Below are 14274 nucleotides of genomic sequence, written 5' to 3'. Positions count from 1 at the left end.
CCTCTAAACGACCGTCGAGAACGCTCGAGCTGCCGCCGATATCGCCCAGCCGCCATTCAGAACACACGTGGCACGAAGTTTCGGGCGATGCCGTCCGCGACGTAGTCGTCAGGACGCTTCTGCCGTTTCCCGAGCTTCGGCTCATCGAACTCCACCCGCTCGTAGGGGATAGACTTCAGAAGGTGGGTAATGCAGTTGATGCGCGCCGACTTCTTGTCGTTCGAGTCCACGATCCACCAGGGCGTGTGTGGCGAGTCGGTCGCGCGGATCATCTCGTCGTAGGCCTTGGTGTAGTCCCACCAGCGACGATAGCTCTCGAGGTCCATCGCGCTCAACTTCCACTGACGGACCGGGTCGTTGATGCGCTGGCGGAAACGCCGCTCCTGTTCATTCTCGCTGACATCGAGGAAGTATTTCAGGAGGATGACGCCGCTCTCGATGATCAGCCCCTCAAGGTGCGGTACCACCTGCATGAAACGCTTGACCTGGTCCTCAGTGGTGAAGCCCATCAACCGCTCCACACCGGTGCGGTTATACCAGGAACGGTCAAAATCACCACCTCGCCGGCCGCTGGCAGTTGCGCCATGTACCGCTGGAAGTACATCTGGCTCTTCTCGCGGTCACTCGGTGCTGGCAGCGCCACCACTCGAAACACCCGCGGGCTCACTCGCTCGACGAAACGCCTAATGACCCCGCCCTTGCCTGCGGCGTCGCGGCCTTCGAAGATGATGACGATCCGCGCCCCCGACGCCTGCACCCAGGATTGGAGGTACGCGATCTCGACCTGCAAGCGGGCGATCTCCTTCTCGTAGGCCCTCTTGCGTTCCTTTTTTGCCTCGGCGGACCCGGCCGCAACGTCGCCCGGGTGATTGTCGTTCTTGTGCTTTTTGGTCATGGCTTCCTCCTAACTCGAGAGTTGCTCAATTTGGCGAGGCAATGTGTGAAAGGGACGAGCGTGCTCTAAAGGCACGCAGAGCGTCGTCGAGATCGTCGAACACCATCCGGGTGCCAATTTGGTCTATCACGCCGGCGCGTTGCAGCAGTTCGAGAGCTTCGCTGTGGACCTCGGCAAAACCGAGAGCGAGGCCGCGCGCGGCGAACTCGTTGGCGAGCCCCGCGAGCATCGCGGCGGCAGTGCAGTCGATCTGGGCGATCGCGCTTGCGTCCAGCACAAACCACTCGGTACCCCGCGGGAGTTCGGACGCGATGGTGCGCAGCCGCGCCCTGACATAGTCGGTGTCGAAGAACAGCAGGTTGCCCTGAACGATGCAGAGTGCGAGGCCGGGCTCGGGTCGGGCCTCTGGCGAGCGGTGCAGCTTATAGAAGCCGTCGCGACCCGAAATGCGCCCGAGCATCGCGTCGCGGGGATGCGCCGCCTTGTAGAGGAGGTAGACAAGGGTCGCCCCGACCGCGATGACGATCCCCTGCAACACGCCGAGGCTGAGCGGCCCCATCAGTGCAATGATCGCGAACAGGAACTCTATGCGGCTGATGCGCCTGATTTCGGCCAGAGCCTCGACGTCGATCAAACTTAGCGCCGCCGCCACCAGGATGGCGCCGAGCGCTGGGATCGGAAGGATCCGCAGAGCTGGCCCGAGAAAGAGAAGCGTTGCGATGAGGGTGACGGCAGCGACGATAGAGGCGACTTGGGTGCGGCCACCTACGCTCATGTTCACTGCGGTACGCGAGTCTGACGCCGTGACCGGAAAGGCGCCGAAGAACCCGGCCGCGACATTGGCAGCGCCGAAGCCGGTCAACTCGAGGTTGGGGTCAACCTCATAGCTGCCGCGAGTAGCGAAGCTGCGGGCCGTTACGATGCCCGAGCCAAAGCTGACGAGGAAGATCGAGGCGGCACCTAGCAGAATGATATCGACGGGCACGCCGGAATGGGCCGGCAGGGCAAACTGCGGCAGGCCGCTCGGAATGTCGCCGACCACGGCGATCCCGAGCGCCTCGAAGTCCAAGAGCGCGGATAGCACGACCGCGAGCACCACGATGATCACCGGCCCGGGGAGCGGCAGTTTGCAGATCCGGACCGCCTGGAGGACGAGGAACATCGCCGCCCCGAGCGCGAGTGAGGGCCAGTGGATGAAATTGGCCTTGTCGACGATCTCGAGTATCGGCCCCATCAGGCCCGCGGATTCGAACTTCACGCCGGTGAGCCGCCCGATCTGGCCGATCATGATAGAGAGCGAAATGCCGGCGAGAAAGCCGGTCAGGATCGGCCGAGACAGGAGGGTCGCGAGTACCCCCAGCCGTAGCGCGCGGGCGCTGAGGCAGAACACTCCCACGGCGAGCGCCAGCAACGCGGCTACTGCGACGCGGTCGGCCGTCACCCCTGGCGCCTCGTAGATTGTCGCCAGCACCGCCGCCAGTACCGTCATCGTCGCCCAACTGTCGCGACGGGCCAAAGACCGCATAGGCCACAAGCGGCGCTATGCTAGCGTAGAGACCCGTCTCGGGCGGCAGGCCGGCGATCGCAGGGTAGGCGATGGCGCTAGGCAACCCAACCGCCGCAATCGCCAGGCCCGCGGAGATGTCGCTCCCGAGCCAGTCTGGCTTGTAGTCTTGAAAACGCGCGAGAACTGGGAAACGTCGTACGTTGGTCCCCAACGGTCCGTGCCCGCCGAAGGCCGTCAGAATCCGCCGGAGGAACTTCTGAAGAATCATCGCATGCCGAAGCCCAGTTTCATCGACGGCGTTGAGCGCAAACCAGCAGGCAGCCCCTGGGCTGCCACGTGCCTAAACAGGTGTTAGTCTCTCGGGCGTGCCTCGGCTTTGATCTGCGTCAAGGCAGTTGAATAGCCCTCCGAGCGTAAGCCTCTGATGTTGGCTGGGCCGTCGTCCGCCTCCGAGCATGATCCATGCCAAGCCTGCCGCATGGATGGGGTTGGGCGGGCGGTGTAGTCGTTGAAAGCCCCGGCTCGTGGGCGTGCCCTCCCACGAGCCGGGGCTTTTAGTGGACCGCGGCGGAAATTGAACGAACGACCAAGGGAAACAGCCGCTTGTGGACGAGTGATTGGTTGTCGAAGTCATCAGCCGTCAACTGATGGATGAACGATGAAAGCGTCAGTGAAGACTCTTTGAGAGGAGTCTCTTGCACAAGCCTCAGCGCTTCCTATCTCAGATTTGATCCTCGACATGGAGCCTCGAGATGGAACAGGTGGCACTGAACCCCCCTACCGATCGTCTAATCGAAATCATTCCGCCTAAGCCCATAAAGCGTTACGAACGGAGCACTGCGACGTGCCTGTGTTGTCAAAAGCAGTTTCCAGCCTCACGTATGGACGTCGACGGTTGTGGCATATGCGAGGAATGTCTCGCGCCTTAGGCATATCGCGCTTGACGTTTTCCGATTACCGCTACGTCCGGGCGCACCGCGGGCCTGTTCGGCCGGCTGATCGTTCTGGTGGTGCAGTAAGGGACTGAGTCCGCGAAATTTGAGTGGACGCCAGCATTGCCCAATTTTCGGCAGGGTTTCACGGATCCGACCGAACCGACTTCGAGTGGCGCGTGATCAAGCCGCTTTTTCCCAACAAGTCACGAGGTGTCCGCCGTGTCGATGACCGGCGCGTCCTGAATGGCATGCGGAATTACCGCCATTCCGCCGGGCTTGGGGATCTGTTGTGGCTTAATCACCAGTTCGCGAGATGGGCGTGCGCGCACGTTTCCTCAGAGGCTGCCGCTGCTACAGATAACGTCACCAACCGTTGGGAAGTATTCCATTACAGTCGGAGAACTCGCGATCGTAGACGCATTGCGCCGGATCTGACGATCTATCGATAGTGGCCGGGTTCTGGATTACGCGGCTGGGTCGAAACTTTATCATCCGGAAAGGTGCGAAAGGAGAGGCCACAATCGCGGCCTCTCGCGGGATCAGGTCACGGTGAGATCCGACCGCTCACGGTGAGATCCGACCGCCACCGGACCTTGCCTTGATCATCCATGGGAGCACCGCCGGAGGCTTCACCAGTATGCCCTTCTTTTTCGCAAAGGCGTGAAGCGCGTCTCGCGCAACTGCGACTGGCTTGTGACCGTCATGTGCCAGATAGCACGTCTTCAGGGTTGCGTCGTGGATGATGTCGCGATCTCCTTTAGACCACTCCTCAAGGAAATCGATCGCATCGTCCAGGTTCGTGATTTCGAGGACCAGATCCTTCCTTTCACGCAGGTAAACTGGCCGGTCAAACATCTTCGGGTGCATTTCTACCTCACTCAATAGCTGCGGCACCAACACCAGCCTGGGGGCGAGATAGCCTGCCAGCCGGCGTGGCCGATCGGTGGAGTCCGTCAGGCCCGTCCTTGGGAGAACGGGCCTGAACAATCGCGTTAGAAGTCCATACCCGGTCCGGCGGGCAGAGGCGGAGCCGTATCCTTCTTCGGCTTTTCTGCGATCATCGCCTCGGTGGTCACCAGGAGACCTGCGACAGAGGCCGCATCCTGAAGTGCGGTGCGCACGACCTTTGCCGGGTCGATGACCCCTTGAGCATAGAGGTCACCGTATTCTCCCGTCTGGGCGTTCCAGCCGTAGGAGAAGTCCGACTTCTCGCGAAGTTTGCCGACAATGATCGAGCCTTCGGCACCAGCATTCTCGGCAATCTGTCGAACCGGCGCTTCGACGGCGCGCCGGACGATCTCGATGCCGACCTTTTGATCCGGATTGGCCGAAGGGAGATTGTCGAGCGCCTTGACCGCCCTGAGCAGTGCGACGCCGCCGCCCGGAAGAATGCCTTCTTCTACCGCTGCCCGCGTGGCATGCAGTGCGTCGTCGACGCGGTCCTTCTTCTCCTTCACCTCCACTTCAGTCGACCCGCCCACGCGAATGACCGCAACGCCGCCGGCGAGCTTGGCAAGTCGTTCCTGCAGCTTCTCGCGATCGTAGTCAGACGTGGTTTCCTCGATCTGGGCGCGGATCTGTGCGACACGGCCGTCGATATCAGCTTTGGCGCCGACGCCGTCGATGATCGTGGTGTTCTCCTTCTCGATGGCGACCTTCTTTGCCCGGCCGAGCATGTCGAGCGTGACATTCTCGAGCTTGATGCCGACGTCGTCGGACACAACCGTGCCGCCGGTGAGAATGGCGATGTCTTCCAGCATGGCCTTGCGCCGATCACCGAAGCCTGGTGCCTTGACCGCAGCGACCTTCAGACCGCCACGCAGCTTGTTGACGACGAGGGTGGCGAGCGCTTCGCCCTCCACATCTTCAGCGATGATGAGGAGCGGCTTGCTGGACTGCACCACCGCTTCGAGCACTGGCAGCATCGCCTGAAGGTTGGAAAGCTTCTTCTCGTGAATGAGGATGTAAGGATCGTCAAACTCGGTCCGCATCTTGTCGGCATTCGTCACGAAATAGGGGCTAAGATACCCCCGGTCGAACTGCATGCCTTCGACGACCTCGAGTTCGGTCTCTGCCGTCTTGGCCTCCTCGACGGTAATGACGCCTTCATTGCCGACCTTCTGCATCGCCTCGGCGAGATATCGGCCGATTTCTTCGTCGCCGTTGGCCGAGATGGTGCCGACCTGGGCAATCTCGGAATTGTTGGAAATCTTGCGGGCGTTCTTCTTCAGTTCCTCCACGATCGCGTCAACACCAAGATCAATGCCCCGCTTCAGATCCATCGGGTTCATTCCAGACGCAACCGCCTTGGCACCTTCCTTGACGATCGCCTGGGCAAGCACGGTGGCCGTGGTTGTCCCGTCACCGGCGAGATCGTTGGTTTTGGAGGCGACTTCGCGCAGCATCTGCGCGCCCATGTTTTCGAACTTGTCTTCCAGTTCGATTTCCTTGGCAACTGACACGCCATCCTTGGTGATGCGCGGGGCGCCAAAAGACTTGTCGATGACGACATTGCGCCCCTTTGGCCCGAGCGTGACCTTGACGGCGTTTGCAAGGACATCGACCCCACGCAACATGCGTTCCCGGGCGTCGAGGTTGAATTTGACTTCTTTCGCAGCCATTTCTGTAACTCCTCAATAGGCAGCTATCTGACTGATGGAATTATGGCAGGCTGGCTCAGGCTGCCTGCTTGCTCTCAACCTTGGTTTGGAGGACACCGAGGACTTCGCTTTCTTTCATGATCAGCAGATCTTCCCCCTCGATCTTGATCTCGGTGCCGGACCACTTGCCGAACAGGATGCGGTCGCCTGCTTTGACGTCGAGCGGCTGGACCTGGCCCACTTCGTTGCGGGCGCCAGCGCCGACGGCAACGACTTCGCCCTCTTGCGGTTTCTCTTTCGCTGTATCGGGAATGATGATCCCACCCCTGGTCTTTTCTTCCGAGTCGACCCGGCGGACGAGAATGCGATCATGCAGCGGTCGGAAAGACATGTTTTCCTCCATGGACAAACACTATTGGCGTTGTTCCCCATCACCGGACCGGATGACCAGTCCGGACGGGTACAAGACCTCATACGAGCGCCTTGCGCGAACTCATCTGGTTTTGCGATTTTTTGATTTCAAGAGGGCGGTTCAAAAAAAATCAGCACTCGCTCCGAATGGCTGCTAACGTGCTGTAAAGGAACAACAAAGTCTTCCTGACGTTTAGAATTTCGTTGCTGATCGTGAACAATTGCGCCACCTTGGCGCTTGTTGAGAAACGGAGATGAAGCATGCGATATTCACCGGATTTCGAGCGTCAAATAAGCGGCTACGGACTGACCACCGCGCATATTCTCTACCGAATTCCCGATTTCGAATCCGTGTTGCAGACCTATGTCTGGCAGGATTACGATCTCGCTCCCGACTTTCCTGAAATGCAGAAATTCCTCGATTTCTGGCAGGCCAATCTCGATGGACCGCTGCATTCCGTTCGCTATACGCATCAGCACCTGATCCGGCCGAACGAATGGCGGCGCATTGAAGGTGAGTTCAAGCTGAACTGAGATTTGCAAAAAAATCTTCAGGGCAGCACTTGAAGCCGGATTTTTCAGATACCAGATCTTGTGCCGCCAGCGGCTGACCAACAGGGCTGGCAATGCTGAGAGCGCCGTCTTTCGGCGCTCCATACCCATGTTGCTTTCAGGAGGATATGGCTATGGCAACATCTTACGACTACACGCCTCTCTTTCGATCGAGCGTAGGCTTCGACCGGCTCTTCAATCTTCTGGAAAACGCCCAGCGCGACCGTTCGACCAGCGACTGGCCGCCCTATGACATTGTCAAGACGGGTGACGACAGCTACCGCATCTCGATTGCGGTTGCTGGCTTCGCGGAGGGCGACCTCGACATAACGTTCCAGACCAATCTTCTCACCGTGATTGGCAAGAAGCAGGATTCTCCGTCCGAAACCTATCTGCACCGCGGTATCGCCGGGCGCCCGTTCGAGCATCGTTTCGAGCTTGCCGACCATGTCAGGGTGAGTGGAGCGGGATTAAGCAATGGCCTGCTGACGATCGATCTCGTTCGGGAAATCCCGGAGGCATTGAAGCCGCGCAAGGTCAGCATTGACGGTTCCGCGCTTGGACGCCCGCACACAGCGCCGCAGATCGAAGACCAGAGCGCCGCCTAAGCGGAACATTGGAGATGGGCGCCGTTTCGATGGCGCCCATGAGCACACCGGGTTGGAAAGGAGAGCATTATGAAACCCGATATGTTCGAGAAACCTGTTCGTATTCTCGTCGGTCTTGGATTTCCGACGGAGGTTCGAAGCGTGATGGACGCTTACCGACATCTGGTCGAGTGGCCGATATCGCTGAGGGATGGTCCGCATTCGGTTGCGCTCAAGGCGTGTCGCGCTGCTCTGAGCGGCGAGATCGAAGCTGAGACCGCGCGTGGGTTGTTTGCTGCCTTCGCGGAAAGGCACGACCTGCTGGCGCCGGAAACCGACCCCATCATCGCGATTAAGCCGCGGTGGAGTCGGGATCCACACGTGAGCTGAGGTGACCGAGCATGGATAACATGTTTGAGCAGATTGCCCCATCTGCCGTGAGCAACGGACCGAACGTTCTCGCCTCTCACTGGTCGCCGTTTCGACGTCCAATGGATGTGGTGAAGGATCCTGCACTTTCTGTCGATGACAAAAGAACGATCCTCGCCGCATGGGCTTCGGACTTCTACGCGATAGATTCGAAGCCGGCTCTCCGTCATGTTCCGGGAACGCCGGAGCCGGTTTCGATCGATGAGGTTCGGTCTGCCCTGGGAGAGCTCGATTCGCGGTACGATACCTGAGGGGGCTGTATCCTCCTCTCTCACGCCTTGCTGGCGTTACGACGGGCGGTCTCGATATCAGGCGGCCCGTCAAACTTAGCAGGGAGGCACGTCAAATCGGCAAGATGCCGTTCCTCCACAGGCTGGGTAACAGCTTCGATTTTCGGTATGGCTCCGCCAGGCTTGTCGTGCTGGATGCGCCGCTCGGTGTTAGAAAGGCGAACCAGCTGCAGGTCCGCAACGTCGTGCGACAGTTTGCTGTCGTATGGTGCGGCGCGACGATGTGCCGGCACCGAGATTGAATCGGCGCGACGGCAACCGCATAACCCGGCGACTTTTCCGAGGCGGGTGCTGGCTATGATGCTCTGCCGATTTCGGGATCCATTTAAACTCAGGTCGATCCTCGCCCTTTGCCAACCGCAGGGAGACGACTTGTTTAGGACACATTCGGTCCATAGGTATCGCTGCATCGATCTTTGCTTGTTGAGCTTTGTTTTCTCGCGTTCTGCGTTCAAGCCGACCTTTCCTCTCAAAATCGACCTATCTGCCTCAGTTGTCATTTTGTCGGCAGGTGAACTCAATCCGAGATTTTGAAAAGGAATTGTAATGAACACCGGAACAGTAAAGTTTTTCAACAGCATCAAGGGCTTTGGTTTTATCGAACTGGAGAACGGCGGTTCGGACGTATTCGTCCACGCGTCTGCAGTCGAGCGGGCTGGCTTGCGTTCGCTCGTGGAAGGCCAGAAGGTTAGCTTCGACATCGTTCGGGATGCGCGTTCAGGTAAGAACGCTGCCGATAACCTCGCAACTGCGTAACTCGCTTCTGGCCGTTGACCACGGATGTACTGGCAGTGGCCATTGAGGCGGTACTATGTAAGAAGGTCGGGTCCGCCCGGCCTTTTTCGTTGATTACACCGATTTTACTGGGCCATCTTTGGCGTGAATGCGGGGAAGATGGCGGTTCGACTGCACTGATCATGCGCTGGGCCAGCCGCGCCTCCACGCGCGTAGACGCGCGGCGCTGAATTGCTTGATCTTAAAGTCCTCCGCGCCCGCCTGCATTGCCTCTATTCGTCTGGCAAGCAGTTCTTCCAGAAATCCTCCGCCCCATATTCGGATCGCTGGATCGTGCCTGCTTGTGGCGGGCGTCCCGCGCGAAACGACTGGGTTTCTTTTTTTTAGGTTTTCGTAGGCGGAGCGCCGTTTTCTGGCGCTTTCACCTACGATTGCTATCGGCATGAATTGATAGAACTATTTAAACCTCACGGAGCTGGCCGCCTCTTGACGCGCCGCGCCGTGAACACCAATTCATCATCGTCGACGCCCAGTGGGTCGATCCCAGTCAGGGAGCCCAAGCTTCTTGGCGCTCCCTCGTACCTATGTTGCTCTATTGAGGATGTAGCTATGAGAACGAACTTTTCCCCCTTCGCTAGGTCGAGCATCGGATTCGACCGTATCTTCGACCTGCTCGAAAACAGCAGCCTGAATACGGACAATTGGCCGCCCTACAACATCGTCAAGCTTGGTGAGGCTGCGTACCGCATCGCAATCGTGGTCGCCGGTTTTGCCGAGGACGAGCTAACGGTCACGCATGAGACGAACAAGCTGGTGATCAACGGTGCGAAAACGGAAAACGGGGAGGCTCAGTACCTCCATCAAGGCGTTGCTCTGAGGCCGTTTGTGCGCCGCTTTGAACTCGCAGATCATGTCCTCGTCGAAAGCGCAAAGCTCGAGAACGGGCTGCTCGTCATCGATCTCAAGAAGGAAGTTCCCGAGCAGATGAAGCCGCGGCGGATCGCTATCCAGCCGGAGACGACGAAACCGGCTTCGAAGCAGATCGAAGGCGGCAAAGCGGCCTAATCCAGAGCGAAAGAGAAGAAAGGAGGGTAGCAAACCGGAAACCGGCGACAAGGACCGGCGTTTCGTGAAGCGGACCTTTTGTTCTCCGCGAGGAATGTCGGATCGCGTTCATGCTGCGGCCTTGACCGCTGACGTTCGCGAGAGGGTCTTAGCGGGATGATGGGCCGATAAAATTCAAACCGACTTCCTATGCCAGGAGCCGACATCGCCTTGCACCGAAGCGTCGGGACCGAGCGGAATCCCCCTGGCAGATTGGTGACCTGCCCGCCGCCGGCGCGGCGGGCAGTGCCTGCCTGCTATTGACCTTATATGCGGTTGCGGATTTTTCTGGTTGTCCCAGTATGCCCGCCGGCGGGCCGAGGACACCGTGGGGCCATATGGACTGATGTTCGCCGTGATAGCGAAATCTAAGGCGAGACCGCCAGCCATAAACCCAGAACAAGGCTAGCCACGGTTTCGGCGACAAAAGGGCCACGGCAAGAACCAGTGCGGGCCACTCTTGCAGTTTCTACCCTTCAAACCGCGGTTACGGATTGCAGTTGCGCGGCGCGGTGCCAAGGCCGGGGCAGGGTTTGCCCCGGCCAAAACCATCTAGGCAAGTGAGCGTTGACCGCCAGTACCGGCCTGCTTATCAAACAGGTCGGCGGTATCCGCAGACATGCCCGCATCTCGACAAGCGTCTATGAAGGCGTCGCGCGCGATTGCTACCGGTGTTGCACGGTTGAGCGCGCGACGGCAAGATTGAGCGGCTCGGTTAAATTTTCTGCCTCGGTCAATGGTCCAATCGCCTTCGAGGAAATCTAGTGCGTCATTGACACAAGCGAAGATTTGCCGCGTTCCGTCCTTCAACTGGACGGTAACCGGCGTCATCCAAACGAGTTCCGGGTTGATCATGATGTCCTCCTTTTGCATTCAAACCGGATGAAAAAGAAGTGCGTTTGATATTGGCGCCACCGGAGCGAATTTCAAGGCTTCGAAAGCCTGGCGCACGGCCAAAGTCATGGGTCATACCGTGAGCGTCTCCCTCAGTCCGCCGGTCTCCCGGGCTGCGCCCCGAAAGACTGGCTAGAACGCGCAAACCGGGGAGATTTGAACGGCCCTAAGAGGGGAGTATCGTTCCGGTACTGACACACGGCTCATTTCCTTCGAGCGCAGCTAGCCAGTCGACCCGTTCCCTCGGGTCTCCATCCTTAGCGAGCCGACGGGGAGTGGGCACAACAATTCTTCCTCAGGTTTCGTGAGGTTGATCCATGCCTGCCAATCGATCGGATGAAGAACAACGACCTGGCGATTGTGAAAAGGCTCCACATCCGGCCCCGGCTGCGTTGTCAACATCGTGAACGCTGCGGGCTGGCCCTTCTGGCTGGGCTTCCAGATCGCGGCAATCGCCATGAACGGCGCGCTCACGAGCGTGAAACGGTGTTTGGCCGTCGGGTTTTTCCTCCCCGCATGTTCAAAGAACGCGCTGGCTGGAACGAGACACCGATGGCTGTCGCCGAAATGCTTTCCCTTCGATCGAAGGTTGAATAAGGGGCCGCCGGTCCGGGTTCGGGGAAGCCCGAATTTCATCTGCGTCAGCTCCACTATATGATCGCCCGCAGCTCTGATAACGGGCGCCATATCGCCCGGCTTGATTCCGTTGGCCGACGGCATATCCAGTTGTGTTTGATGCGTTGGGATGCCAAGTGCGAGATCCTGCATCACCTTGCAGTATTCGGTGTAGCCGATCTGTTGCTCGTACTCGTTGCACATAGGGACGCCTGAGTGTTTCGAACGGCGCTGCTGCGCACAGGGCCATCGATCATGTCGGCGGTTGGAACTACCGCATTGACCCTGCAGTTCTACTGCCGACCCGATCATCGTCCGATGGTTCCAGCAACGCCCAACGTAACCCTTGGGGATGCGGTCAGCAATCCTTGGCGTCATAATGGACAGGCTCAAGCGACTTGGACCCCTAGGCGTGCGAGCTGCTGCCGGCGCGGCGCGTCCGTCGATGTCCTCTCGGGACTGAACAGTCAGAACCCACTCAATGGCCGAGATTGGACTGCCCCGGAAGGTCCGGTACGGATGCACCGGGGCAGTGTTTTCCGCGCGACCGCTCACCTATGGGTGTCACGCAGCCTGTTTTGCCTTGAACGTTCCGGCCTCGACCAGGGCCGATACGATGACGCCGGCGACGAGTGCCCAGAAGGGCGCGCTGATGCCGAGAAGCGAGACGTTCGACATGGCGACTGCAAGCGCCACGAACGCGCCGGTCTGGTTGCCGAGTGACTTGCCGAAGGCGTTCTGGAATGCGGACAGGAGCACACCGATCATCGCAAGGCCGGCGACCGTGCCGATGAGGGCCGACGGCAGGCTGAGCACGATTGGAACGGCGGCGCCGGCGAGGAGGCCGAAGGCGGCGAAGAGCACGCCGTTGACGACCGTCGCGGCATAGCGCCCCTCCTTGTTCTCGCCGGCCTGCTCGGATGAGCATATCGCTGTCATCGGGCCTGCGATATTGGCATTGTGTCCGCCGAGGAAGCCAGCCGCCACACCGCCGATGCCCGAAATGATCGTCATCGCATTGACTGGCGGCCGGTAGCCTTCGGCCATGAGCACGCCGGTCGCCTGCGCGTTTTCGGCACCGATCACGAGAAGGGCAAGCGGGATGGCGATCGCGAAGAAGGCATCGATCGAAAACACCGGCATCGTGAATTCAGGCGCTGCGAAGGCGATGTTGGCCGCGCCACCTCCGACCGCACCGGTCGCGAGCGCCGCGATCAGGCCGGCGACGAGGGCGGCCAGCACCGGCGGGATGGTCCTGGACAACCGCATGGAGACGAAGAAAGCGAGGATCGCTGAGCCGGCAATCAGCGGTGCTGTGCCGAGCGCGGTCACGGCGCCTGTCGCAAAGCGGATCAAGGCGCCGGCGATCATCGCCATGACGATCGGCATCGGCAGCCAACGCATCACCTTGCCGATGAGCCCGGTGACGCCGAGCAGCAGGACAAGCGCGCCCGCCAGGATGAAGGCGCCGACAGCTTCGTTGAACGGAATGGTCGCAAGCGATCCGGCGACGAGGGCTGCCCCCGGGATCGAATAGGCGCCGTTGACCGGCTGCTTGTAGTAGAGCGCGAGCAGCAGGCTGATGAGCCCGCCGAGCACGTAGATCGCAAAGAGCCAGGCGACGGTCTGCCCGTTGGTCAGATGGCCAGCCTCGGCCGCGCCGATGACGATGAGAGCCGGGCCGGAGCAGCCGAAGATGGCGGCGACGAGGCCTGCGCTCATCGTCTTGATGCCGAGATGCTTCGGCAGGTCGCGCAGACCCGACGTAAGGCCGGGTCCCCGTTCGACAAGGCGTTTTTCCTGCGTGGTCTGCTCTATCGTGTCCATTTTCTATCCTCCCGAAGCGGATCCGAGGCCGCTCCCTCCTCGTGGAAAATGCGGCCGGGTTCCCGCCCGGCCGATACCTCAGCGGCCGACGAAGGCCGGCGCGCGCTTTTCGTGGAAGGCGAGCACACCTTCGCGGAAATCCTCCGATGTGCGAAGCCGGCTGTAGCAGTGGCCCTCGAGTTCGATGGCCGTCGACAGCAGCGCGTCGTCCGTGTCGTTCAGGAGCTTCTTGGCGGTGCGCTGGGCAAGCGGCGAAAAGCCGATCAGTTCCTCGACCAGCGCATCGACGGCTTTTTCAAGATCGGCATCCGCAACGATCTCCGAGGCGATGCCCCAGTCGTAAGCCTCCTGGCCGGTGATCCGCTTCGAACGCATCACGATGTTCTTGGTGCGGGTGACGCCTACCATCTTCTGCAAGCGGGCCGAGCCGCCGGAACCCGGAATCTGGCCGAGCTTCTGCTCAGGCAGCGCGTAGCGCGTGGTATCCGTCGCAATGCGGAAGTCGCAGGCAAGCGACAGTTCGAAGCCGACGCCGAAGCAATAGCCGCGGTTTGCAGCGATCACCGGCTTGGAGCAGCGGGCAGGTGCTGCGATATTCCAGGCGAGGTGCGAGACGTGCTCCGGGCTTGCCTCGAGGAAGCCCTTGATGTTGCCGCCGGACGAGAAGTGCTCGCCCTTGCCGGCAACGACGATAATGCGTACGCGATCGTCCTCGTCGAGAGCCTCGAAGACCAGGCGCAACTGATCGCGCGCCACCATGGAGACGACGTTGTAGGGCGGGCGGTCGAGTGTGATGTCGGCGCGCTGGCGCGCCGCATCGATCGTGACGGTGAATCCGTCGAGCTCTGCGAGGCGTGGGTCCTGGAATGCGGCTTGTTCAGTCATGGATTTTC

General features: G+C 60.1%; 14 protein-coding genes and 2 pseudogenes. 6 read left to right on the top strand and 10 right to left on the bottom strand.

Going from position 1 to position 14274, the window contains the following annotated elements:
* Nucleotides 1-56: 56 nt before the first annotated feature.
* The 5 genes and pseudogenes from ppk2 to XB14_RS28705 all read right to left on the bottom strand — a co-directional run bounded on the left by ppk2 (nucleotide 57) and on the right by XB14_RS28705 (nucleotide 6328).
* A pseudogene (ppk2, locus tag XB14_RS28730) lies at nucleotides 57-895 on the bottom strand (polyphosphate kinase 2).
* 25 nt (nucleotides 896-920) lie between these two features.
* A pseudogene (locus XB14_RS28725) lies at nucleotides 921-2670 on the bottom strand (SulP family inorganic anion transporter).
* A gap of 1231 nt (nucleotides 2671-3901) precedes the next feature.
* Nucleotides 3902-4204, bottom strand: a complete 303-nt coding sequence (locus XB14_RS28715; protein WP_077967059.1) for a DUF982 domain-containing protein — start codon at nucleotides 4202-4204, stop codon at nucleotides 3902-3904.
* A 125-nt stretch (nucleotides 4205-4329) separates the two neighbouring features.
* The gene (gene groL, locus XB14_RS28710) at nucleotides 4330-5958 is read right to left on the bottom strand and encodes a chaperonin GroEL (RefSeq protein WP_077967057.1); all 1629 of its coding nucleotides are present in this window, start codon (nucleotides 5956-5958) and stop codon (nucleotides 4330-4332) included.
* A gap of 55 nt (nucleotides 5959-6013) precedes the next feature.
* A complete protein-coding gene (locus tag XB14_RS28705; RefSeq protein WP_077967822.1) occupies nucleotides 6014-6328 on the bottom strand; it encodes a co-chaperone GroES in 315 nt (104 codons plus the stop codon).
* 281 nt (nucleotides 6329-6609) lie between these two features.
* Here XB14_RS28705 and XB14_RS28700 point away from each other — a divergent pair, with 281 nt between their 5' ends.
* The 4 genes from XB14_RS28700 (at nucleotide 6610) to XB14_RS28685 (ending at nucleotide 8167) form a co-directional block, all read left to right on the top strand.
* A complete protein-coding gene (locus tag XB14_RS28700) occupies nucleotides 6610-6882 on the top strand; it encodes an usg protein (RefSeq protein ID WP_077967056.1) in 273 nt (90 codons plus the stop codon).
* 152 nt (nucleotides 6883-7034) lie between these two features.
* Nucleotides 7035-7508, top strand: coding sequence for an Hsp20 family protein (locus XB14_RS28695; protein WP_077967055.1), 474 nt, complete (start codon nucleotides 7035-7037; stop codon nucleotides 7506-7508).
* 69 nt (nucleotides 7509-7577) lie between these two features.
* The gene (locus XB14_RS28690; protein WP_077967054.1) at nucleotides 7578-7877 is read left to right on the top strand and encodes a DUF982 domain-containing protein; all 300 of its coding nucleotides are present in this window, start codon (nucleotides 7578-7580) and stop codon (nucleotides 7875-7877) included.
* Nucleotides 7878-7888: 11 nt separating this feature from the next.
* Nucleotides 7889-8167: a hypothetical protein gene (locus tag XB14_RS28685; protein WP_077967053.1), complete on the top strand. Its 279-nt coding sequence runs from the start codon at nucleotides 7889-7891 to the stop codon at nucleotides 8165-8167.
* Between the two features lie 20 nt (nucleotides 8168-8187).
* Here XB14_RS28685 and XB14_RS32935 read toward each other — a convergent pair whose 3' ends face one another.
* The gene (locus tag XB14_RS32935) at nucleotides 8188-8661 is read right to left on the bottom strand and encodes a hypothetical protein (RefSeq protein WP_143348585.1); all 474 of its coding nucleotides are present in this window, start codon (nucleotides 8659-8661) and stop codon (nucleotides 8188-8190) included.
* A 91-nt stretch (nucleotides 8662-8752) separates the two neighbouring features.
* Here XB14_RS32935 and XB14_RS28680 point away from each other — a divergent pair, with 91 nt between their 5' ends.
* Nucleotides 8753-8962 carry a cold-shock protein gene (locus XB14_RS28680; RefSeq protein WP_077967052.1) on the top strand — a complete coding sequence of 70 codons (210 nt, stop codon included), beginning with the start codon at nucleotides 8753-8755 and terminating at the stop codon, nucleotides 8960-8962.
* A gap of 588 nt (nucleotides 8963-9550) precedes the next feature.
* A complete protein-coding gene (locus XB14_RS28675; protein ID WP_077967051.1) occupies nucleotides 9551-10006 on the top strand; it encodes an Hsp20 family protein in 456 nt (151 codons plus the stop codon).
* A gap of 591 nt (nucleotides 10007-10597) precedes the next feature.
* Here XB14_RS28675 and XB14_RS28670 read toward each other — a convergent pair.
* From XB14_RS28670 to XB14_RS28655, 4 genes are all read right to left on the bottom strand, one after another.
* Entirely contained in the window at nucleotides 10598-10900 is a 303-nt protein-coding gene (locus XB14_RS28670; protein ID WP_226020812.1) for a DUF982 domain-containing protein, read from the bottom strand.
* Between the two features lie 261 nt (nucleotides 10901-11161).
* Nucleotides 11162-11758, bottom strand: a complete 597-nt coding sequence (locus XB14_RS28665) for an SOS response-associated peptidase family protein (RefSeq protein WP_077967049.1) — start codon at nucleotides 11756-11758, stop codon at nucleotides 11162-11164.
* A gap of 360 nt (nucleotides 11759-12118) precedes the next feature.
* Complete coding sequence (locus tag XB14_RS28660) at nucleotides 12119-13381, bottom strand: benzoate/H(+) symporter BenE family transporter (protein WP_077967048.1); 1263 nt, start codon at nucleotides 13379-13381, stop codon at nucleotides 12119-12121.
* 78 nt (nucleotides 13382-13459) lie between these two features.
* Nucleotides 13460-14266, bottom strand: a complete 807-nt coding sequence (locus XB14_RS28655; protein ID WP_077967047.1) for an enoyl-CoA hydratase/isomerase family protein — start codon at nucleotides 14264-14266, stop codon at nucleotides 13460-13462.
* Between the last annotated feature and the right edge of the window lie 8 nt (nucleotides 14267-14274).

Origin of the sequence: Ensifer adhaerens (assembly GCF_002007205.1) — a bacterium.
Lineage (GTDB): Bacteria > Pseudomonadota > Alphaproteobacteria > Rhizobiales > Rhizobiaceae > Ensifer > Ensifer adhaerens_D.
This window is presented reverse-complemented; position numbering and strand designations above follow the sequence as displayed.